Below are 22213 nucleotides of genomic sequence, written 5' to 3'. Positions count from 1 at the left end.
TTTGTCTAGCATCTAAAAATAAAAATTGACGTTTCACGTTGTTTGTTTCGTTTAGTTTTCAAAGTTCAATATCGCGTTTCAGCGACTTTTATAATATATCATAGCATATTATTTTCGTCAACAAGTTTTTCAAGATAATTTGTATCTCTCATTTGCTGACTCTGCCTATTATATAGACTTTTCTATTACTATGCAAGTATTATTATAAAAAAATAAGAGGGGGAAAATCCCCCTCTTATTCTTCAGAAGAAACCTCTTCATTAGATTCTTCTTCTTCATCTTTCTGTGCTTTTGCTACTGTCGCTACCTCTTGCTCATCCTCTAAACGAATTAGACGAACACCTTGTGTATTACGTCCCATTTGAGAGATTTGATCAACTGGCATACGAATAATAACGCCTGCGGCTGTAATTAGCATGATGTCTTCTTCACCTGTTACAGACTTAACCGCTACTAACTTACCGTTTTTATCTGTAATGTTACAAGTCTTAAGACCTTTACCACCACGGCTTTGTAGTCGATACTCTTCAACTGGAGTACGCTTACCATACCCGTTTTTCGTTACAATTAAAACATTCGTATCTTCTTCAACAATTTCCATACCTACTACTTGGTCCTCTTCGCCTAATGTAATAGCTTTTACACCAGCTGCATTACGGCCCATAGAACGTACATCTTGTTCATTGAAGCGAATTAACATACCGTTGCTTGTCCCTACGATAATATCTTTATCGCCAGATGTTAAACGTACAGAAATCACTTCATCTTCTTCACGAAGCGAAATTGCAATTAAACCGTTTGTACGTATATTTGCAAATGATGAAAGTGGCGTTCTCTTAGAAATACCTTGTTTCGTTGTAAAGAATAAGAACTGGTCGTCACCAAATTCACGAATTGGAATAATGGCATTGATCCACTCACCCTTATCTACCCCTAATAGGTTAATAATTGGTAGCCCTTTTGCAGTACGACTATACTCTGGGATTTCATATCCTTTCGTACGGTATACTTTACCCTTGTTTGTAAAGAATAAAATATGATCATGAGTAGACGTTGTTAATAAGTGTTCAACAAAGTCATCATCATTCGTACCCATTCCTTGTACACCACGTCCCCCACGGTTCTGTGTTTTGTACGTAGAAGCTGGTAACCTCTTAATATAACCGTTATGAGTTAACGTAATCGCAATGTTTTGCTCAGGAATTAAATCTTCATCTTCAATAAATTCCATACCGCCAATTGTAATTTCTGTTCGTCTCTTATCATTGAAACGCTCTTTTACTTCTGTTAATTCTTCACGAATAATCTCAAGAACTTTCTCTTCATCTGCTAAAATCGCTTTTAATTCAGCAATTAATTTCATTAAGTCTTGATATTCTTGCTCGATTTTTTCACGTTCTAATCCAGTTAAGCGTTGCAGACGCATATCTAAAATCGCTTGCGCTTGTTTCTCACTTAAACCGAAACGTTCCATTAAGCCTTGCTTTGCAATATCAGCCGTTTTTGAACTGCGAATTAACGTAATAACTTCATCAAGATGATCTAAAGCAATTCGTAATCCTTCTAAAATATGGGCACGTGCCTCTGCTTTTTCTAATTCATAAGCAGTACGTCTACGGATTACTACCTTCTGGTGTTCCAAATAATGATATAAGTTTTGTTTTAAGTTTAGTACTTGAGGCTCTCCATTTACAAGAGACAACATATTAATACCGAAACTTGTTTGAAGTGCTGTATGTTTATATAGATTGTTTAATAGTACGTTTGCATTAGCGTCACGACGTACTTCCATGACAATACGCATACCATTTCGGTCTGATTCATCACGTAAATCTGTAATACCTTCAATTTTCTTATCGCGAACTAATTCTGCGATTTTTTCAATTAATCGTGCCTTATTAACTTGATAAGGTAGTTCCGTTACGATAATAGATTGTTTACCATTTGATTTCTCTTCAATTTCAACTTTGGCACGAAGCATAATAGAACCTCGTCCTGTTTCATAAGCTCTACGGATGCCACTTCGCCCTAAGATTAAACCTGATGTCGGGAAGTCTGGTCCAGGAATATATTCCATTAATTCCGCGATAGTGATATCTGGATTATGGCTTAATGCCAACACACCATCAATTACTTCGCCAAGTTGATGCGGCGGAATATTTGTTGCCATACCAACTGCAATACCTGTCGTACCGTTTACTAATAAATTAGGGAAACGCGCTGGTAATACAATCGGCTCTCTTTCCGAACCATCGTAGTTATCTTGGTAATCAATTGTATTTTTTGAAATATCACGTATTAATTCCATAGAAATCTTAGACATTCTTGCCTCTGTATAACGCATTGCCGCTGCTGAATCTCCATCTACAGAACCGAAGTTACCATGCCCATCTACAAGCATATAACGTTGACTGAAATCTTGCGCCATACGTACCATTGTTTCATAAACGGCTGAATCTCCATGAGGGTGATACTTACCGATTACTTCACCGACAATACGTGCTGATTTCTTATACGCTTTATCAGCTGTAATTCCTAAATCATTCATCGCATATAAAACCCTACGATGCACAGGTTTTAATCCATCACGAACATCTGGTAATGCACGAGATACGATAACACTCATTGCGTAATCTAAAAATGAGGTACGCATTTCATGACTAATATTAATTTCTCGAATTCGTGCTTGTTGTTGATTGTCTGACATCAACGAGCACCTCCTCTTATATTTCCGTTACACATACATTGATTTATATGTAGAAGACAGGAATACTTAGATTCCTGTCATTACTCATTTAAATATCAAGGTTTTTCACGTATTTTGCATTCTCTTGGATAAAGTTACGACGCGGTTCCACTTTATCACCCATTAAAATTTCAAATGTTTCATCTGCTTCTATTGCATCTTGAAGGGAAACTTGAAGTAACGAACGTACTTCTGGATCCATTGTCGTCTCCCATAGCTGAGTTGGATTCATCTCTCCAAGACCTTTATAACGTTGAATTCCTGGTTTCGGCTGGGCTGGTAACTCAGCTAATATTTTTTCAAGTTCTTTATCATTATAAGCATATTGAATTTTTTTACCTTGTTGCACTTTAAACAAAGGTGGCTGTGCGATATATATATATCCACACTCAATTATTTGACGCATATAACGATAGAAGAACGTTAATAATAGGGTACGAATATGCGCACCATCAACATCAGCATCGGTCATAATAATAACTTTGTGATAGCGTGCTTTTTCGATATCGAAGTCCCCACCAATATTTGTACCAATCGCCGTAATAATTGTACGAACTTCATCATTTGATAAAATCTTATCTAAGCGTGCCTTTTCAACATTAATAATTTTACCCTTCAGCGGTAAAATTGCTTGAAAATGACGATCGCGTCCTTGTTTTGCAGATCCACCCGCAGAGTCACCCTCTACGATATAAATTTCACTAATTGCTGGATCTTTAGAAGAACAATCTGCCAATTTCCCTGGTAAACTTGAAACTTCTAAAGCACTCTTTCGGCGAGTTAGCTCACGAGCCTTTTTAGCTGCTACACGCGCACGTGCTGCCATCGTCCCTTTATCTACAACCTTACGTGCAACATTGGGATTTTCCAGTAAGAATTTTTCAAAAGCCTCAGAGAATACTGACTCCGTAATCGTTCTCGCTTCACTATTTCCAAGTTTCGTCTTCGTTTGCCCTTCAAATTGTGGATTTGGATGTTTAATTGACACGATTGCTGTTAAACCTTCACGAACATCTTCACCAGTCAAATTACTATCCGCATCTTTTAAAATGTTATTTTTACGACCATAATCGTTAATCACACGTGTTAAGGCAGTTTTAAATCCTACCTCATGTGTACCACCTTCATACGTATGAATATTATTTGTAAATGAGTAAATATGATTTGTATATCCTTCGTTATATTGAAGCGCAACTTCAACTTGAATACCATCTTTTGAACCTTCTACATATACAGGCTCTTCATGAATTGGTTGTTTTGAACGATTTAAATGTTCAACATATGATTTAATTCCACCTTCATAGTGGAACTCTTTCTTTTGCTTATGTTCACGTTTATCTTCAATTGTTAATTTAATATTACGATTTAAAAACGCCAACTCACGCATACGAGTCGCTAGCGTATCGAATTCATATTCTGTCGTCTCTTTAAAAATTTCTGGATCCGGTTTAAAGCGAGTTATTGTTCCAGTCTTATCTGTATCACCGATGACTTTTAAATCTGCAACCGGAATACCTCTTTCGTATTTTTGGTAATGGATTTTGCCATCACGATGTACAAATACTTCTAATTCTGTTGATAAGGCATTTACAACAGATGCACCAACACCGTGCAAACCACCAGAAACTTTATAACCGCCACCGCCAAATTTACCACCAGCGTGGAGGACAGTCATAATAACCTCTACTGCAGGACGTCCCATTTTTTCTTGTATACCAACTGGAATACCACGTCCATTATCCGTTACAAGAATACTATTATCTTCTTCGATACTAACGTTAATTTCATCGCAATATCCTGCTAACGCTTCATCGATACTATTATCGACAATCTCCCATACAAGGTGGTGAAGTCCCTTCCCACTCGTAGATCCAATATACATACCCGGACGTTTCCGAACTGCCTCTAGTCCTTCAAGTACCTGTATCTGACTTTCATCATATGCATTTTCTTGCATTTGTTTTTGTTCCATTGACACAAAGATCACCTACTTTTCCATTTAAACAGGGGTTTATGCCCTATCTATTTCACAATCTACCGTGCCGTTCGTTACATGAATTGTTTTCGCATCTTTTAATGTTTCGTGTTCAATTCCGTCGACACTCGTCGTTGTAACAAATGTTTGCACCTTTCCTTGAATTGTATTTAACAGATGTGATTGACGATAATCGTCTAATTCTGATAAAACATCATCCAGTAAAAGGATTGGATATTCTTTAACCTCTGAATAAATTAATTCAATTTCAGCTAATTTTAGGGATAGTGCGGTCGTTCGTTGTTGTCCTTGCGAACCAAAGACTTGAACATTTTTACTATTAACGAAGAATTGTAAATCATCACGATGAGGACCAATTAAAGTCGTACCACGGAAAATTTCACGTTGTTTCACAGATTGAAAACTTTCATAGTATACTTCTTTTATTTTCGACAAATCCATTGATTCTGATACATCTACACTTGGTTTATAGACAATTTCTAACTCTTCTAATCCACGGCTTATACCGCGATGAATTGGAGCTGCCCATTCCTGTAGCAAATGCAAAAATTCAAAACGTTTTTGCAGTATTTTTGCACCATGCTCAATTAGTTGAAGGGTAAATACATCCAACATCGTTTCCTCATTCTTACTATTCCCTTGCATTTTTTTCAACAAGTGATTTCGTTGCGTGAGCACCTTTTGATATTGACTTAATTCATACAAATATACAGGAGCTATTTGTCCTAATTCCATATCTAAAAAGCGTCTTCTTACTTGAGGGCTTCCTTTTACAAGATTTAAATCTTCTGGGGCAAACATGACAACGTTCATCACGCCAATATATTGACTTAACTTTTGTTGTTCAAGTTGATTTAATTTTGCCTTTTTACCTTTTTTCGAAATATTTAATTCCAAAGACAAAGAACTGTTTCTTTTTTGTAATTTCCCTTTTATTTGACCAAACTCTTCATCCCAGCGGATAAGTTCGCGATCATTAGAGGTTCTATGAGATTTCGCCATCGCTAAAACATAAATAGCTTCCATCAAGTTTGTTTTCCCTTGTGCATTTTCGCCGATAATTACATTTACCTTATCTTCAAAGGAAAGCTCTAATTTTTCATAATTGCGATAGTTTTTTAATTGTATTTCTGAAATAAACAAAGGGCTCCCCCTTTATGCCTGAACTTGGAAAGTTCCGCTTCCTGGAATTTCAATAACATCATTCGCATATAGTTTGCGACCTCTTCTATTTTCAAGTTCGTTGTTCACGTACACTTCATATTCTTGTAAAAACCATTTTACAGCGCCACCTGTATCAATTACATCAGCTAACTTTAAAAATTGTCCTAGTGTAATATACTCTGTTGAAATTTTAATATGTTTCATAAAATCGCTCACTTTCTGAAAGTGTTCATTCTTTCATTGTACTAAATAAACTAACATTAGGAAAGTAATACCCAAAAATCAAATAAGGGCCACTAGCATCTTTAAACTAGCAACCCTTATTCCTTACCTAGTAAGTACGAACTGGTAAAATTAATTGAATAATTGAATCATCATTTACTGTACGAATTAAGAACGGTCTCATCGCCCCAGTAAAACTAACTTTAATCTCTGTACTATCCAAGGCTTTCAATGCATCCATCATATATTTTGCACTAAAAGATATTTTTAACTCTTCTCCATCCACTTTTTCACATTGTACTTCTTCGACAACTTTTCCGATTTCTGGTGAATTCGAAGAAATCTCTAGCATTTCTTGCTCTAAAGTTGATAATTTGACAACGTTATTGCGGCCATCTCTCGCTAATAGTGAAGCACGATCAATTGCTTGTAGGAATTCTTTTGTATTCACAAAAATATCCGTTTTACTCTCTGCTGGAATTAAACGTGTTGTATCTGGATAATTTCCTTCTAACAATCTTGAGAAGAATAATAAATGTTTTGTACGGAATAATACTTGATACTCCGTAATAACGATATCCACCATTTCTTCAGACTCATCTAGAATCTTACTTAATTCATTTAAGCTCTTACCTGGGATAACAACATTAGCTTGAAATTCATCTGCAATATTATGTCCTTCGATTTTCGCTTTTCGAAGTGCTAGTCTATGACTATCTGTTGCAATACAAGTTAACTCGCTGTTATATACCTTCCAGTTTACACCTGTCAAGATTGGTCTTGTTTCAGAAGTAGAAACTGCAAATACAGTTTGTCTGATCATATGCTTAAGTAAATCTGTTGGTATCTTAAATACATGATGTTCTTCAATCTGTGGTAATAACGGATATTCTGCAGAATCCAAACCATTTAAGTTAAATTCTGATTTTCCAGATTTTATTTTTGTCATAAAATGATTTTCCACAGAAATTTCGACAGTATCTTTAGGTAGTTTTTTTACAATCTCACTAAAATATTTTGCTTGTAAAACAATGCTTCCTGATTGAGCTATTTCTACGATTTCTTTTCCATTTTCTTCGACTGGAATAAACGATTCAATAGAAATATCAGCATCGCTTCCTGTTAATGTAACCCCTTCTTCAGTAGCTACAACTTTAATTCCCGTAAGGATAGGGATTGTTGTACGAGAAGAAACTGCCTTCATTACATCTTGTACACCTCTTACAAGATAGTCTTTTTGTATTGTAAAACGCATAAAGAAAAACCTCCGGTAAGTATAAGATTTTATTTAATTAATAAAGATAAAAAATAGTAGTAATAGTAATAGGGCTTGTGGATATGTGGATAACCCCTTTGAAGGATGTAAAAACAGTCTATCTACATGTGGATAGACTGTGCGTAAAACAAGGTAAGTTATTCACACTATTCAGCTACTACTTTAAAATACCATTAATTTCTTCAACTTGCTTTTGTAATTGCGTATCGGTTTTTAGTAGTTTAGAAATTTTTTCATGGGCATGGATAACTGTTGTATGATCACGTCCACCAAATTCTTCACCTATTTTTGGTAAAGAGGAATCCGTAAGTTCGCGTGATAAATACATTGCAATTTGGCGAGGAAACGCAACTGATTTTGTGCGTTTTTTCGCTTTAAAATCTTCTAATTTTACTTGATAAACGTCTCCGACAGCTTTTTGAATATCATAAATAGAGATAATTTTCGGCTTAGAATTTGGAATAATATCTTTAAGTGCTTCAGCTGCTAAATCAGCATTAATATCTTTATTAATTAAAGATGAATAAGCTACAACTCGGATAAGTGCACCTTCTAATTCACGAATATTTGAATCAATTTGATTTGCGATATAAAGCATAACTTCATTTGGTATATCAAGCCCTTCAGCTTTTGCCTTTTTGCGTAAAATTGCAATTCGTGTCTCTAAATCTGGCGGCGTAATATCTGTAATAAGTCCCCATTCAAAGCGAGAACGAAGACGATCTTCTAAAGTTGGAATTTCTTTTGGTGGTCGATCACTAGAAATTACAATTTGTTTACTTTCTTCGTGTAATGCATTAAATGTATGGAAAAACTCTTCTTGAGTTTGTTCTTTTCCAGCAAGAAATTGAATATCATCTATCAATAAAACATCTACGTTGCGATATTTATTACGAAAATCAACAGCTTTATTATCACGAATAGAGTTAATAAATTCATTCGTGAATTTTTCTGATGATAAATATACAACTTTTGCATTTGGATTATGTTCAATTACATAATGACCAATTGCGTGCATTAAATGCGTCTTTCCAAGCCCAACTCCCCCGTAAATAAAGAGTGGATTATACGCTTTAGCTGGCGCCTCGGCTACAGCTAATGAAGCTGCATGGGCAAAACGGTTACCAGAGCCGATAACAAATGTATCAAATGTATATTTTGGATTTAACATGCTCTGTGGTAAATGAGCTGAATCATCTTGTGCTGGATTCCGCTTAACTGGAGGAAGATCAATGTCCTCTTCCGATTGACTTTGGGGAATAATAAAGCGAATTGCTAATTTTGCCCCTGTTAAATCGTATAGTGTTTCCGAAATTAGTTCTGAGTAATGAGATTCTAGCCAGTCACGAGCAAATTCATTTGGAGCTGTAATCGTTAATACGTCTTTCTTCAAGTTATGAGCCGTTGTTGATTTTAACCATGTTTCATAACTAGGCTTGCTTACCTTTTTTTCTAATTCTTTTAAGGCACTATTCCATAAATCAGAGATATTTTCCAAAGGTGTCCCTCCTTTACTAAGATGGTAAAAGAATAAGGTTGCGCAACAAATGTACAACCTAATAAATATAAAATGTATATTTATACGAAACGTATTTTAAAACCTAAAAACGTCGTTTGTATATGAGATAGGGTTTTCGACAAAAAAAGCAAATGTGGACAACTATTTACCCACATGTGATTAAAACTGTCCACATGTTATACACAAATTGTGGATAAGATAAAGGCGTGGAAAACTTATTCAAAGTGAAAACACAACTATAATATCAAAAAAAAGTGGCTATAGCAATGAATTTAAGAAAGTTATCCACAAAATCAATACCTTGTGGAATAAACTTGTCCACAACACGATATACTGTGTAAAAGTGGGAAAAAAGTTTGTGGATATAAAAAACGTGAAAAAACATTTATCCACAAGGAAATATAGATGCTGTGAAAAAGTATGTGAATAGGTTCAAAATGAATATTTGATGAAAATTTCTAGAACCATTGACATTTTCCTAGTTAATTAACTATAATTTATAGGACTGTCTTTAACAGATATTCCTCAGGGAGGTGTCATATAATGAAAAGAACTTACCAACCAAATAAACGTAAGCGCAGCAAAGTACATGGTTTCCGCAGCCGTATGAGCACAGCGAACGGACGTAAAGTGCTAGCAGCTCGTCGTCGTAAAGGAAGAAAAGTATTATCTGCGTAGACCACTGATCGTTCAGTGGTCTTTTTTTCTAATAATAGTGAATTTCCGCTGATGAAATACAGGAGTGTCAATTGATATGAAGAAAAAACATCGTATAAAGAAGAATGATGAATTCCAGGCGGTTTTTCAAAAAGGAAAATCAAATGCGAATCGTCAGTTTGTTGTATACCAATTAGATAAAGAAGAACAGCCAAACTTTCGCATCGGCCTTTCTGTTAGCAAGAAAATAGGAAATGCAGTAGTTCGTAATCGAATTAAGCGCATGGTCCGTCAGGCTATTACAGAGTTAAAAGATGAGATAGATTCTGGAAAAGATTTTGTTATAATAGCAAGGAAGCCTTGTGCAGAGATGACATATGAAGAAGTAAAGAAAAGCTTAATTCATGTCTTTAAACGCTCTGGTATGAAAAGAATAAAAAAGTAGCGTAAGGAAATGAATTACACTATATACATACCGATACAAGGAGGAGTAGGCTTTGAAAAAGAAATTAGGTTTACTAGCCATGGTCGTTGCATTAATGGCGATTGCCACCGGTTGTAGTGAAACGGGTCAGCCGATTACATCGAAAAGTACTGGGATTTGGAATGAATATTTCGTATATCCACTTTCTCAGTTAATCACGTATTTTGCCGACTTATTTAACAGTAATTACGGTTTAGCAATTGTTATTACAACTCTTATCATTCGTTTTGCATTATTACCATTAATGATTAAACAAACGAAGAGTACAAAGGCAATGCAAGCGTTACAACCAGAAATGGTGAAGTTAAAAGAGAAATATAGTTCTAAAGATCAAGCAACGCAGCAAAAACTACAACAAGAAATGATGCAGTTATATCAAAAGAATGGTGTAAATCCATTGGCAGGATGTTTACCGATATTTGTTCAGATGCCTATTTTATTCGCGTTTTATCATGCGATTATGAGAACAACAGCAATTAGTGAACATACATTTTTATGGTTTGATTTAGGACAGGCAGATCCGTTCTATATCTTACCAGTTGTTGCGGCAATTACGACATTTATTCAGCAAAAGCTTGCAATGGCAGGAACAGCTGGTCAAAATCCGCAAATGGCAATGATGCTTTGGCTTATGCCGATTATGATTTTAATCTTTGCAATTAACTTCCCAGCTGCATTATCACTTTACTGGGTTGTTGGTAATATCTTTGGTATTGCTCAAATGTACTTTATCAAAGGGCCAGAGATTAAGGCTAACAAAGCTGGAGGCTCAAGCAAGTGAGTATAATTACTGCTAAAGGACAAACAGTCGAGCTGGCAGTAGAGGATGCTTTAAGGCAATTAAACACATCAAAAGATCGAGTAGATATAAATATTGTCGATGAGGGTAAAAGAGGGTTCTTAGGTTTATTTGGGAATCGTCCTGCAGTAGTAGAAGTTGTATTGAAGAAAGATCCAATTCAGGAATGTGAAGAATATTTAAGAAATGTTATTCACAATATGGGTGTGGAAGTTGAAATTAGTAAAATTGTAAAAGGACGCGAGATTGAATTTACAATTTCTGGTGATGATGTAGGAGTTTTAATTGGAAAAAGAGGTAATACATTGAACTCTTTACAGTATTTAACAAAACTTGTCGCAAATCGTAACACGAAGCAGTATATCGGTATTACACTAGATGCTGAAAATTATCGTAGTAAAAGAAAAAGTACGTTAGAATCACTTTCTTATCGATTAGCGAAACAAGTATCTAATACGAAAAAAAGAGTTATTTTAGAACCGATGCCATCTTTTGAACGAAAAATTATTCATCAGGCATTATCAAATCATCAAGGTATCAAAACAACTTCTGAAGGAAATGAACCACATCGGCATGTTGTAATATCTCCTAAATGACCGGTTGCTCAAATGAGTGCCGGTTTTTTTGAGCGAAAAATAGATGTGGATAACTAAAAAACACTAAACTTATCCACTGTGAATAAGTTTAGTGTTTTTTACATGGGGATATAATAAAATGAGTTATTCTTCTTTTGTAGATAGGTTCGTTATGGTATCCTAATAATTTAGTGAAAGAAATAATCATGTTGAAATAGAGATAAATAAGCAAGTGAGGTGAAAGGACATGGAATTTGATACAATTGCTGCGATTTCCACAGCGCTTGGAGAGGGTGCAATTGCCATTGTTCGAGTAAGTGGGGATGATGCGGTTGAGAAAGTTGACCGTATTTTTAAAGGGAAGGATTTAACAGAGGTTTCTTCTCATACTATTCATTATGGTCATATCGTTGATTTAGATACAAATCAAGTTATTGAAGAAGTTATGGTGTCTATTATGCGCGCACCGAGGACTTTTACACGTGAAAATATAGTGGAAATTAACTGTCATGGCGGACTTGTTTCAGTAAATAAAGTATTGCAACTTATTCTAGCGCAAGGAGTACGATTGGCAGAACCGGGCGAATTTACAAAACGTGCTTTTTTAAATGGACGTATCGATTTATCACAAGCAGAAGCTGTTATGGATTTGATTCGAGCAAAAACAGATCGTGCGATGAATGTAGCAATTAATCAAATGGAAGGGCGATTATCTAAATTAATTGGTCGCTTACGTCAAGAAATATTAGAAACATTAGCTCATGTTGAGGTAAATATAGATTATCCAGAATACGATGATGTAGAAGAGATGACACATAATATTTTAATTGAGAAAGCAACGCATGTTCGTTCGGAAATCGAAAAAATATTAGAAACATCAAAACAAGGGAAAATCTTACGTGAAGGTATTGCTACAGCAATTATCGGTAGGCCTAATGTTGGAAAATCATCGTTATTAAATAGCCTTGTTCAGGAGAAAAAAGCAATTGTAACTGATATTGCAGGAACAACTCGTGATGTTATTGAAGAGTACGTTAATGTGCGTGGCGTACCTCTTAAACTTATAGATACAGCCGGTATTCGTGAGACAGAAGATGTTGTTGAACGAATTGGTGTGGAGCGTTCAAAAGAAATGATGAGCCAAGCAGATTTAGTATTAGTTGTTGTCAACTATAGCGAGGCTTTAACAAATGAGGATGAAGATCTATTCCATGCGGTACAAGGAAAAGACTTTATTGTTATTGTGAATAAAACTGATTTACCGCAATCGATTGATATGGAACGTGTTACAGAGTTAGCCGAGGGAAATCGTGTTATTACAACATCCTTAATTGAGGAACAAGGAATAGATGAACTCGAAAAGGCAATAGCTGATTTATTCTTTGAAGGAACAATCGATTCTACAGATATGACATATGTTTCTAATGCGAGACATATTGGATTATTAACACAAGCGGGACAAACAATCGGTGATGCAATTGAGGCAATAGAAAATGGTGTACCAATTGATATGGTGCAAATTGATTTAACAAGAACGTGGGAAATACTTGGTGAAATTACTGGTGACACAGTCCATGAAAGCCTAATTGACCAGTTGTTCTCTCAATTTTGTTTAGGAAAATAATATAGTGATGTTTTAGAAAGATAGAGATTATTAGGAGGAATAAACAATGGGATACAATGCCGGTTCATACGATGTCATAGTAATCGGTGCAGGTCATGCAGGATGTGAAGCTGGTCTTGCGGCAGCACGAATGGGCTCAAAAACATTAATGTTAACAATTAACTTAGATATGGTAGCATTCATGCCATGTAACCCTTCTGTTGGTGGACCAGCAAAAGGGATTGTTGTTCGTGAAATTGATGCATTAGGCGGAGAAATGGGACGTAATATTGATAAAACTCATATTCAAATGCGTATGCTAAATACAGGTAAGGGTCCAGCTGTACGTGCACTTCGAGCGCAAGCTGATAAATTCTCTTACCAACATGAATTGAAGAAAACAATTGAAGAAACACCAAACTTAACGTTGTTCCAAGGAATGGTAGAGCGTTTAATCGTTGAAGAAGGTATATGTAAAGGGGTAGTTACACAAGCTGGTGCAGAATATACAGCGAAAACCGTTGTAATTACCACTGGAACATTTTTACGTGGCGAGATTATCATGGGCGATTTAAAATATTCAAGCGGTCCAAATAATCAACAACCGTCTATTACATTATCTGAGCATTTAGAGGAGCTCGGATTTGATCTTGTTAGATTTAAAACAGGGACACCTCCGCGTGTAAACAGTAATACAATTGACTACAGTAAAACAGAAATTCAACCAGGTGATGATAAGCCGCGTTCGTTCTCTTTTGAAACAACGAAATTTATTATGGATCAAATTCCATGTTGGTTGACATATACAAGTACAGAAACACACCGTTTAATAGATGAAAATTTACATCGTTCAGCTATGTATTCTGGTATGATTAAAGGAACAGGCCCTAGGTACTGTCCTTCTATTGAAGACAAAGTAGTAAGATTTAATGACAAACCACGTCATCAAATTTTCTTAGAGCCAGAAGGGCGTAATACACAAGAAGTATATGTACAAGGTTTATCCACAAGCCTACCAGAAGATGTACAACGTGACATGCTTAGAACAATTCCAGGCCTAGAAAATGTTGAAATGATGCGCACAGGTTATGCGATTGAATATGATGCAATTGTGCCAACACAATTATGGCCAACACTTGAAACGAAAAAGATTAAAAATTTATATACAGCAGGACAAATTAATGGAACTTCTGGTTACGAAGAGGCGGCAGGACAAGGACTTATGGCTGGGATTAATGCAGCATGCCGTTCTTTAGGTAAAAAAGAAGTTGTTTTAGGCCGCGAGGATGCTTATATTGGTGTCTTAATTGATGATCTTGTAACGAAAGGTACAAATGAACCATATCGTTTATTAACGTCTCGTGCAGAATACCGTCTATTATTACGCCACGATAATGCTGATCTTCGTTTAACTGAAGTTGGTCGTGAAATTGGATTAATTAAAGAAGAGCGATATGAGCGATTTACAAATAAAAAATTACAAATTGAACAGGAAAAGGAACGTTTAAGCAGCATTATTATTAAACCACGTCCTGAAGTTCAAGAATTAATTCGCAATATTGGCGGAAGTGAATTGAAAGATGGAATACGTGCAAGTGACTTATTACGTCGTCCAGAGATGACATATGAGCATATTCATCTTTTAGTACCAAGTGAAGTAGAATTAAGTGATGAAGTTACAGAACAAGTTGAAATTCAGATTAAGTACGAAGGATATATTGAAAAATCTTTACAGCAAGTAGAGCGAATGAAGAAAATGGAGAGTAAAAAAATCCCTGTAGATATTGATTATGATGCGATTTCTAGCCTTGCTTCAGAAGCTAGACAGAAATTGAAAGATGTTCGTCCACTTTCAATGGGGCAGGCTTCACGTATTTCTGGCGTAAATCCAGCGGATATTTCCATTTTACTTGTGTATATAGAACAAGGAAAAATTGCGCGCGTATCGAACCAATAACATAGTAAGGAGATATTGCTAGATGAACATAGAACAATTTCAATCTATGCTAGAAGAGAAGGGAATCACCCTCTCTTCTAGACAATTAGAGCAGTTCAAAATCTACTTTGAAACATTAGTAGAGTGGAATGAAAAAATGAACTTAACGGCTATTACAGAAAAAGAAGAAGTATACTTAAAACACTTTTTTGATTCCATTACAGCTGCTTTTTATTATGATTTTTCAAAACCATTCTCAATTTGTGATGTTGGTGCAGGGGCTGGATTCCCAAGTATTCCTTTAAAAATCTGTTTCCCGCACTTAAAAGTAACAATTGTAGATTCATTGCAAAAACGTATTAATTTCTTAAATCACTTAGCACAAAAGTTAGAATTAAGTGATGTTGCATTTTGTCATGATCGTGCTGAAACATTTGGGAAAAAAGAAGGTGTACGTGAATCATACGATATTGTAATGGCACGTGCAGTTGCGCGTCTTTCTGTATTAAGTGAGCTATGTTTACCACTTGTAAAAGTTGGAGGAACATTCATTGCAATGAAAGGTGCAGCAGCAAACGAAGAAATCGAAAATGGCAAGTATGCTTTAGAGGTTCTAGGCGGAGAGTTAAAAGAGATGTCTACGTTCCAATTACCGTTTGAAGAGAGTGAACGTAATATTTTATTAATCGAGAAAAAGCGCAAGACACCAAAGAAATATCCACGCAAACCGGGAACACCCAATAAATTACCTATTGAAAAATAAATCTTATTAGACGTAAGATTAAATTATATAAATGAAAACGTAAATGTTTCATAGGAAACATTTTATGGAGAATAGTCAATAGGCCTAAAAGGTGGTGGAATATGTATGAAAAATACGTTTTCTCGTTTATTTGGCTTTGGAGATAAAGAGAGCGAATTCGAATTACAAGACGAAAGCCATGAAGAGATAGATAAAAAGGTATATGAGGAAATACAAGAAATTCCGATAGTAAATATTACCCCTAACCGTTATCAACCAAGAACAGTTTTTGATGATGCGCGTATTGATGAGCTAGCATTAACGATTCGTACACATGGACTTATTCAGCCTATTGTTGTAAGGCAATATGAGGACGATAAGTATGAGATTATTGCTGGAGAAAGACGTTTTCGCGCGGCAACAAAGTTAGGTTGGGAAAAGGTTCCTGCAATTATAAAGAACTTAAATGATACAGAGACAGCTTCTGTAGCTTTAATTGAAAACTTGCAACGTGAGGAACTAACGGCAATCGAGGAAGCTGTGGCATATCAAAAGCTGATTGAGTTACATAATTTAACACAAGAAGCATTGGCACAACGACTTGGAAAAGGACAATCTACAATCGCAAATAAGTTGCGATTGTTAAAGTTGCCTGAAGAAATAAAAAGTGCATTATTAGAAAAAAGCATTACAGAACGTCATGCCCGCGCTCTCATTCCTTTAAAAAATGAGGAATTACAACTGAAGGTTTTACAGGAAATTGTGGAGAAACAACTGAATGTAAAGCAAACAGAAGAACGAATTGCGAAGTTACTAGAGGAAGCAAAACCGAAGCGTAAGGCAAAGCAAAAAGCAGTAAGTCGAGATACGAGGATTGCTATGAATACAATTAGACAATCTTTACAAATGGTTACTGAAAGTGGTTTAAATGTTAATTCTGAGGAAGAAGAATTTGATGAGTACTATCAAATTACAATTAAAATTCCAAAGAAAAAATAATAATGACGTGTTAGAGACCTTATCCTATTGGAGAGGTCTCTTTTACTATATTTTCTTGTTAAATGAAGAAGGAGTTTAGAAATAAATTTTGAAGTTTAATAAAGGACGTAAAAGAAAAAGTTTTATTTCATGTTACAATAAACGTAATTGTTACTAGAATAAGATAGAAAGGTTGAAAGTAGGTGACATCATGGGAAAAATCATTGCTATTGCTAATCAAAAAGGCGGTGTTGGAAAAACCACAACATCTGTTAATTTAGGGGCTGGATTGGCGCAAGTAGGTAAAAAAGTCCTTCTTGTAGATATTGATGCTCAAGGAAATGCAACGACTGGTGTGGGAATTGAAAAATCTGAATTAGATCAATGTATTTACAACGTTCTTGTGGAAGATGCAGATGTTCAAGGGGTTATACAGAAAACCGCAACTGAAAACTTAGATGTTCTACCCGCTACAATTCAATTGGCTGGTGCTGAAATTGAATTGGTACCGACTATTTCCCGGGAAGTACGTTTGCAAAGAGCATTACAGCCAGTTCGTGATGAATATGATTATATTATTATCGACTGTCCCCCGTCTTTAGGGTTATTAACGATTAATGCATTAACAGCAGCAGATTCTGTTATTATTCCTGTACAGTGTGAATATTATGCACTAGAAGGATTAAGTCAGCTATTAAATACAGTTCGACTTGTACAAAAACATTTAAATAAAAATTTAGCAATTCAAGGCGTATTGTTAACAATGTTGGATGCTCGTACAAATTTAGGGATCCAAGTTATAGATGAAGTGAAAAAGTATTTTAGGGATAAAGTATATCGCTCGATTATTCCGCGTAATGTACGCTTGAGCGAGGCTCCAAGTCATGGGAAACCTATTATGCAGTATGACGCTAAATCAAGAGGAGCAGAAGTATATATAGATTTAGCAGAGGAAGTGATTGCAGGTGGCTAAAGGATTAGGAAGAGGAATTAATGTGTTTTTTCCTGATTTAGATGTGAAAGAAGAGGAAACAATTCAGGAGATTATTGTAACTGAATTAAGGCCAAATCCATATCAACCGCGTAAACACTTTAATAAAGAGGCTATTCAGGAATTAGCAATTTCGATTAAGGAACACGGTATTCTACAACCATTAATTGCTAGAAAGAGTATTAAAGGATATGAAATCGTTGCAGGTGAAAGACGATTTCGTGCTGCAAAAGAGGCTGGTTTAGAAAAGGTACCTGCGGTTGTAAGACAATTAACTGAACAGCAAATGATGGAATTTGCTTTGTTAGAAAACTTACAACGAGAAGATTTAAATCCTATGGAAGAGGCAATGGCATACCAGATGTTAATGAATGAGCTAAATGTAACGCAAGAACAATTAGCGAAACGTCTTGGCAAAAGCAGACCTTACATTGCAAATTATACTCGGTTATTAAGCCTCCCTTCGTTCGTCCAAGATATGATTGCAAATGGTCAACTTTCAATGGCTCATGGGAGAACTTTACTTACGATAAAAGACGAAGAACAATTGAAGTCCTTATTGAAACGCATTGAAAAAGAAGGATTAAATGTTCGTCAATTAGAGAAAATCGTCCAAGAGATTAATCAACACGTTTCACGTGAAACAAAAAAAGTGAAAAAAGAGCGAAATATATTTTTCGTAGAACGTGAAACGTTCTTAAGAGAAAAGTTTGGCACAGATGTGAAAATTAAAGAGACGAAAAAAGAAAAAGGTAAAATCGAAATTGAATTTTTTAATAAAGAAGATTTAAATCGTATTTTAGAACTATTAGCACAGAAAAATTAAAAAGCAAACCATCTTATTATTTATAGATGGTTTGCTTTTTTTAATGCGGATAATTTTTGATCCGTCTCTTTTATACTTTGTGCGATTACATCAGCCATTTTCATGACTAAACTTAATCTTGTATTTTGAAGAACGAAAAACTCCATAAACCCATTTAGATTGACGATACCGTGTATATGCAGATCACCAACTGCAGGTAATTTCTTATTCATAGCAGCACCCGGTTTACTAGGACCCTTTCCAGTAGTGATTGACCCAATATTTTGGGACTTTCCTAAACATGCATCAACAGCAATTATAAATGCAGTAGGATGTTTTTTCTGTATATTCTGAATTTTTTCTTCTAAATTTAGTGCATGTACTGGCTCATCTAGTGTACCGAATATTTGGAGGTTTTTGATGTCTATTTGTTCAAGTTTTGTACCAACTAACGGGCCGAGTGCGTCACCTGTAGAACGATCTGTTCCGATACAAACGAGAATGAGTGGTATATTAGTTTTAATAGGAATATGGGTAAGTAAGAAATTACTGATTATCTCAGAGGCTTCTAGATCTTGGTGCATAACGTTTTGAGTTTCTTTCTCAAAAAATGGTAAGCGAAAACTTCCAATGTTCATGAAGCACCCATCCTTTTAATAAATTTTCAATATATGTTATATGGTGAGAAAAATGGAAAGCTATAAGTGCGTAATTTTTGCAAAATGTGAATGAAAACGGAAATAATAGTACTAGTATATATATATTCGTTCCATTTTATACCTGAATGGCGGGGATAAAATAGGATTAAAATCATAAAATTTTTTCAGCAATTAGAGGACTTCTGATACAATAATAAGGATAACTAAAAAGAAATTTTAGCTAGAGAGGTAGAGGTACATGGATTTATTAACGAAGTGGTTTAATTCTACGAAACAGTATTTATTAGATGCTGATCGTTGGGCTCATATTGGAGTTGCGACATTAAAAATATGTATTATTTTAACAATTGGTGCAGTTGTTGTGCGAATTGCAAGAGCGGTTGTACGAAATGCGTTTCGTATGGGGAGTCGTTCTCCAATTCAAATTTCAGAACGTCGTACAGTTACAGTGGCGAAATTACTTGAAAATATTGTAGCGTATGTTGTTATGTTCATTATGCTAATTGCGATTTTAGGTGTGTTTGATATTAATGCATCAGGTTTATTAGCGGGTGCTGGGGTAATTGGTTTAGCAGTCGGATTTGGTGCTCAAAGTTTAGTGAAAGACGTTATTACAGGTTTATTTATTTTGCTAGAAGATCAGTTTTCAGTTGGCGATTATGTTAAAATCGGTCAATTTGAAGGAGTCGTTTTAGAAATTGGACTTCGTACAACGAAAGTAAAGAGTTGGACAGGTGAAATTCATACTTTACCAAATGGAAGTATTATTCAAGTTACTAACTATTCAGTTAGTAATAGTGTAGCGTTTGTTGATGTATCTATTTCATATGAGGCTGATATTGCGAAAGCAGAACAGGTTATTGAAGATTTATTAGTAGAGTTACCTTCAAAGTATGAAAAAATGGTAACAACACCTCAATTATTAGGTGTGCAAACGTTAGCTGCATCAGAAGTTATATTACGCGTTATCGCTGAAGTAGAGCCGATGCAACATGCAGTTATTGCAAGGGCACTTCGTAAAGAGATTAAAAATCGTCTTGATTTACATGGAATTGAAATTCCATATCCACGTATGGTTTTATACAATCGTGAAGAATTGGTTAGTGGAAAAGCAATTTAGTATGGAGAGGAGTTTGAAGAGTGGAGCAAAAGGAATATAACTTGTACGATGTTGTGGAAATGAAGAAAGCACATCCATGTGGCGAGAATCGTTGGAAAATTATTCGTATGGGAATGGATATCCGCATTAAGTGCGAGGGATGTGACCATTCAGTAATGATTACTCGAAGAGAGTTTGATCGTAAGGTGAAAAAAATACTTGTGAAGCACGAAGAATAGAGGGAGAGTAACAGTTACAGTAGGTAACTGTTACTTTTTTTCGTTTGGCGGAAACTTGTCATTTTTTTCGTTACTATCTATAATGATGAAAGATTGAGACATAGGAGTGAAAAATATGGGATTAACGGCTGGGATTGTTGGATTACCTAACGTAGGTAAGTCCACTTTATTTAATGCAATTACACAAGCAGGAGCAGAATCTGCAAACTATCCATTCTGTACAATTGATCCAAACGTAGGGATTGTAGAAGTACCAGATGAGCGTTTAAATAAATTAACGGAATTAGTAGAACCGAAAAAGACTGTTCCGACTGTATTTGAGTTTACTGATATTGCAGGTATCGTAAAAGGTGCTAGTAAAGGTGAAGGTTTAGGGAATAAATTCTTATCTCACATTCGTCAAGTAGATGCAATTTGCCAAGTTGTTCGTTGTTTTGAAGACGAAAATATTACGCACGTTTCAGGGAAAGTAGATCCAATTGATGATATCGAAACAATCAACTTAGAGCTAATTTTAGCGGACTTAGAGTCTGTTGATAAGCGTATCGAGCGTGTTGCGAAATTAGCAAGACAAAAAGATAAAGAAGCTGTATATGAGCATGAAATTTTAGTTCGTTTAAAAGAGGCTTTTGAAGAGGGGAAACCGGCTCGTACTGTTGAATTTACAGAAGAGCAGATGAAGATTGTTAAAGGCCTTCATTTACTTACAACAAAAGAAATGTTATACGTAGCGAACGTAAGTGAAGACGATGTTATCGATCCTTCGGAAAATAAATACGTACAAATGGTAAAAGAATTTGCAGAAAATGAAAATTCTCAAGTAATCGTTGTATGTGCAAAAATCGAATCAGAAATCGCTGAATTAGACGAGGAAGAGAAAAAAGTATTCCTTGAAGAACTAGGTATTGAAGAGTCTGGTTTAGATCAATTAATTCGTGCAGCATATGACTTATTAGGACTTGCTACTTACTTTACAGCTGGCGTTCAAGAAGTACGTGCTTGGACATTTAAACAAGGTATGAAGGCACCACAATGTGCTGGTGTTATTCATACAGATTTTGAGCGTGGATTTATTCGTGCAGAAACAGTTTCTTACGATGACTTAATGACAAACGGTTCTATGACAGCTGCAAAAGAAGCTGGAAAAGTACGTTTAGAAGGAAAAGAGTATATCGTAAAAGACGGAGATGTTATGCACTTCCGTTTTAACGTTTAATCTAATATTTCCTAGGAAAAATAAAGATATGAGCTTGGCGAATATATTATATGTTTGCCAAGTTTTTTATGTATTGGTGAGTTGATTCATATAACTTACTATGATATAATCTAAACTCGTGAGTAATTACTATAAATTAATTGCTCCTTGCCCATTATGGGCCGTTTAGACCAAAAGGAGGTGAAAGTGTAATGAGAAAGTACGAAATTATGTACATCATTCGTCCTGGCGTTGAAGAAGAAGCTCAAAAAGCTTTAGTTGAACGTTTTGCAGGTGTTTTAACAAACAATGGTGCAGAAATCATTAACACGAAAGAGTGGGGTAAGCGTCGTTTAGCTTACGAAATCAACGACTTACGTGAAGGTTTCTACATGATCTTAAACGTGAACTCTAACGCAGAAGCGATTAACGAATTCGACCGTTTAGCTAAGATCAACGAAGACATCCTTCGTCATATCGTTGTTAAAGAAGAAGAAAAATAATTGATATATAAGGGAGAGTGGTTCG

21 protein-coding genes are annotated in these 22213 nt (G+C 35.4%); 14 read left to right on the top strand and 7 right to left on the bottom strand.

Translation table 11 applies throughout. The features are described 5' to 3' along the window. Positions 1 to 235: 235 nt before the first annotated feature. The 6 genes from gyrA to dnaA all read right to left on the bottom strand — a co-directional run bounded on the left by gyrA (position 236) and on the right by dnaA (position 8902). Positions 236 to 2707 (bottom strand): DNA gyrase subunit A, encoded by a 2472-nt coding sequence (gyrA, locus tag ATL10_RS22280; RefSeq protein WP_001282866.1) that lies wholly within the window; start codon positions 2705 to 2707, stop codon positions 236 to 238. Positions 2708 to 2795: 88 nt separating this feature from the next. Further along, on the bottom strand, positions 2796 to 4718 hold the full coding sequence (gyrB, locus tag ATL10_RS22275; protein ID WP_000435980.1) for a DNA topoisomerase (ATP-hydrolyzing) subunit B: 1923 nt from the start codon (positions 4716 to 4718) through the stop codon (positions 2796 to 2798). 39 nt (positions 4719 to 4757) lie between these two features. After that, positions 4758 to 5885, bottom strand: a complete 1128-nt coding sequence (recF, locus tag ATL10_RS22270) for a DNA replication/repair protein RecF (protein ID WP_000470755.1) — start codon at positions 5883 to 5885, stop codon at positions 4758 to 4760. Between the two features lie 12 nt (positions 5886 to 5897). Further along, positions 5898 to 6110 (bottom strand): S4 domain-containing protein YaaA, encoded by a 213-nt coding sequence (gene yaaA, locus ATL10_RS22265; protein ID WP_000680510.1) that lies wholly within the window; start codon positions 6108 to 6110, stop codon positions 5898 to 5900. A 127-nt stretch (positions 6111 to 6237) separates the two neighbouring features. Then, on the bottom strand, positions 6238 to 7383 hold the full coding sequence (dnaN, locus tag ATL10_RS22260; RefSeq protein ID WP_001212886.1) for a DNA polymerase III subunit beta: 1146 nt from the start codon (positions 7381 to 7383) through the stop codon (positions 6238 to 6240). A gap of 178 nt (positions 7384 to 7561) precedes the next feature. Continuing rightward, entirely contained in the window at positions 7562 to 8902 is a 1341-nt protein-coding gene (gene dnaA, locus ATL10_RS22255) for a chromosomal replication initiator protein DnaA (RefSeq protein WP_000428028.1), read from the bottom strand. A 564-nt stretch (positions 8903 to 9466) separates the two neighbouring features. On the opposite strand from dnaA, the gene rpmH reads away from it, so the two are divergent. The 10 genes from rpmH (at position 9467) to spo0J (ending at position 18514) form a co-directional block, all read left to right on the top strand. Then, complete coding sequence (gene rpmH / locus ATL10_RS22250; protein ID WP_000831901.1) at positions 9467 to 9601, top strand: 50S ribosomal protein L34; 135 nt, start codon at positions 9467 to 9469, stop codon at positions 9599 to 9601. 76 nt (positions 9602 to 9677) lie between these two features. Continuing rightward, a complete protein-coding gene (gene rnpA / locus ATL10_RS22245) occupies positions 9678 to 10025 on the top strand; it encodes a ribonuclease P protein component (protein ID WP_000726621.1) in 348 nt (115 codons plus the stop codon). A gap of 52 nt (positions 10026 to 10077) precedes the next feature. Next, positions 10078 to 10845 (top strand): YidC family membrane integrase SpoIIIJ, encoded by a 768-nt coding sequence (gene spoIIIJ / locus ATL10_RS22240; RefSeq protein WP_000727740.1) that lies wholly within the window; start codon positions 10078 to 10080, stop codon positions 10843 to 10845. Then, positions 10842 to 11459 (top strand): RNA-binding cell elongation regulator Jag/EloR, encoded by a 618-nt coding sequence (gene jag / locus ATL10_RS22235; protein ID WP_000022795.1) that lies wholly within the window; start codon positions 10842 to 10844, stop codon positions 11457 to 11459. The genes spoIIIJ and jag overlap by 4 nt, the downstream gene beginning before the upstream one ends. A gap of 226 nt (positions 11460 to 11685) precedes the next feature. Beyond that, on the top strand, positions 11686 to 13062 hold the full coding sequence (mnmE, locus tag ATL10_RS22230; protein ID WP_110497548.1) for a tRNA uridine-5-carboxymethylaminomethyl(34) synthesis GTPase MnmE: 1377 nt from the start codon (positions 11686 to 11688) through the stop codon (positions 13060 to 13062). A gap of 46 nt (positions 13063 to 13108) precedes the next feature. Then, positions 13109 to 14998, top strand: coding sequence for a tRNA uridine-5-carboxymethylaminomethyl(34) synthesis enzyme MnmG (gene mnmG, locus ATL10_RS22225; protein WP_000541052.1), 1890 nt, complete (start codon positions 13109 to 13111; stop codon positions 14996 to 14998). Positions 14999 to 15020: 22 nt separating this feature from the next. After that, positions 15021 to 15740 carry a 16S rRNA (guanine(527)-N(7))-methyltransferase RsmG gene (gene rsmG, locus ATL10_RS22220; RefSeq protein ID WP_001019628.1) on the top strand — a complete coding sequence of 240 codons (720 nt, stop codon included), beginning with the start codon at positions 15021 to 15023 and terminating at the stop codon, positions 15738 to 15740. A gap of 105 nt (positions 15741 to 15845) precedes the next feature. Beyond that, positions 15846 to 16718 (top strand): nucleoid occlusion protein, encoded by an 873-nt coding sequence (gene noc / locus ATL10_RS22215; RefSeq protein ID WP_000799016.1) that lies wholly within the window; start codon positions 15846 to 15848, stop codon positions 16716 to 16718. Between the two features lie 190 nt (positions 16719 to 16908). Beyond that, positions 16909 to 17670, top strand: coding sequence for a sporulation initiation inhibitor protein Soj (gene soj / locus ATL10_RS22210; RefSeq protein ID WP_000516114.1), 762 nt, complete (start codon positions 16909 to 16911; stop codon positions 17668 to 17670). Next, positions 17663 to 18514: a stage 0 sporulation protein Spo0J gene (spo0J, locus tag ATL10_RS22205; RefSeq protein ID WP_078400658.1), complete on the top strand. Its 852-nt coding sequence runs from the start codon at positions 17663 to 17665 to the stop codon at positions 18512 to 18514. The genes soj and spo0J overlap by 8 nt, the downstream gene beginning before the upstream one ends. Before the next feature lie 20 nt (positions 18515 to 18534). Here spo0J and yyaC read toward each other — a convergent pair whose 3' ends face one another. After that, a complete protein-coding gene (gene yyaC, locus ATL10_RS22200; RefSeq protein WP_001020709.1) occupies positions 18535 to 19131 on the bottom strand; it encodes a spore protease YyaC in 597 nt (198 codons plus the stop codon). Between the two features lie 259 nt (positions 19132 to 19390). Here yyaC and ATL10_RS22195 point away from each other — a divergent pair, with 259 nt between their 5' ends. From ATL10_RS22195 to rpsF, 4 genes are all read left to right on the top strand, one after another. Continuing rightward, positions 19391 to 20272, top strand: coding sequence for a mechanosensitive ion channel family protein (locus tag ATL10_RS22195; RefSeq protein WP_000365115.1), 882 nt, complete (start codon positions 19391 to 19393; stop codon positions 20270 to 20272). A gap of 20 nt (positions 20273 to 20292) precedes the next feature. Beyond that, the gene (locus ATL10_RS22190) at positions 20293 to 20490 is read left to right on the top strand and encodes a DUF951 domain-containing protein (RefSeq protein WP_000435486.1); all 198 of its coding nucleotides are present in this window, start codon (positions 20293 to 20295) and stop codon (positions 20488 to 20490) included. Between the two features lie 115 nt (positions 20491 to 20605). Next, the gene (ychF, locus tag ATL10_RS22185; protein ID WP_000524670.1) at positions 20606 to 21706 is read left to right on the top strand and encodes a redox-regulated ATPase YchF; all 1101 of its coding nucleotides are present in this window, start codon (positions 20606 to 20608) and stop codon (positions 21704 to 21706) included. 191 nt (positions 21707 to 21897) lie between these two features. Next, positions 21898 to 22188, top strand: a complete 291-nt coding sequence (rpsF, locus tag ATL10_RS22180) for a 30S ribosomal protein S6 (RefSeq protein ID WP_001233781.1) — start codon at positions 21898 to 21900, stop codon at positions 22186 to 22188. Positions 22189 to 22213 lie beyond the last annotated feature (25 nt).

This window comes from Bacillus sp. 196mf, from assembly GCF_003217275.1.
In the GTDB taxonomy this organism is placed as follows: Bacteria; Bacillota; Bacilli; order Bacillales; family Bacillaceae_G; genus Bacillus_A; species Bacillus_A thuringiensis_S.
This window is presented reverse-complemented; position numbering and strand designations above follow the sequence as displayed.